Origin of the sequence: Methylobacterium sp. E-046 (assembly GCF_022829625.1) — a bacterium.
Lineage (GTDB): Bacteria > Pseudomonadota > Alphaproteobacteria > Rhizobiales > Beijerinckiaceae > Methylobacterium > Methylobacterium longum.
In genome coordinates, this window is sequence record NZ_JAKSYP010000076.1 from 1 (window position 1) to 751 (window position 751).

General features: G+C 70.6%; 1 pseudogene. It reads right to left on the reverse strand.

The features are described from left to right. Positions 1-751 (reverse strand): annotated as a pseudogene (locus tag MKK82_RS05980) (hypothetical protein); the annotation flags it as partial.

The window sequence follows — 751 nt, forward strand, 5'->3', positions numbered from 1 at the left end:
ACTGCGAGGCCCTGCGCCTGCCCTTGGAATGATGGCGAGGCATCGAGCAGCATCGCATCGGACCCAAGCTCGCCCATGCGGGACCGGATCTGCGGCACGCCTCCTGAGTTGGCCGCGTCCTCTGCCAGGATCCGCGTCGCGGCCGGAGTGAACCCGCTCGACGGTCCAAGCGCGTCGCCCAGCATGCCGTAGAACTTCCGGATCCCCGCCCCGACCGCCGCACCTGCCGCGGGGGCTGCCCCGCCGAACGCACCACCAATCAAAGCGCCATTCCGTGCAGCTATCAGATCCCCATCACTCCGGACCGCTGCATCTGCCCCGCCAAGAACCGACCCACTAGCCGCCGAAATCAGTGAGCGGCCAATCAGACCGCCCGTGCCGGCCCCGAACGCAGCAGGGGCCGCCGCGATCAGGGGTGCCGTGCCCGCGATGCCGCCGGCAATCTCGCCGGCCGTGTTGGCGTAGGGATGCGCGGCTTTCCCGTCGGCGCCGTAACCCTGAGCTTTCTGCAGCTCGTCGCCGTAGCCGGTACCGCCCTGGTATGACCGCAGCGCCGCGTCAGCGCGGTCGATGCCGCCGAGGATGTACGGGCCCGCCACCGGGATCCCGTCGACAAAGCCACGGGCGGCGGCGTTCATCGCGCCCGTTTCGCGGCCGGTCTCCGCGTGGGTCTGCTCGGCCTTGAACGCGGCAAACTCTGCGGGATCAAAGCCGCCTCCAGTCGCCGGCGCCGGTCCGCCGGCAGCCTGCT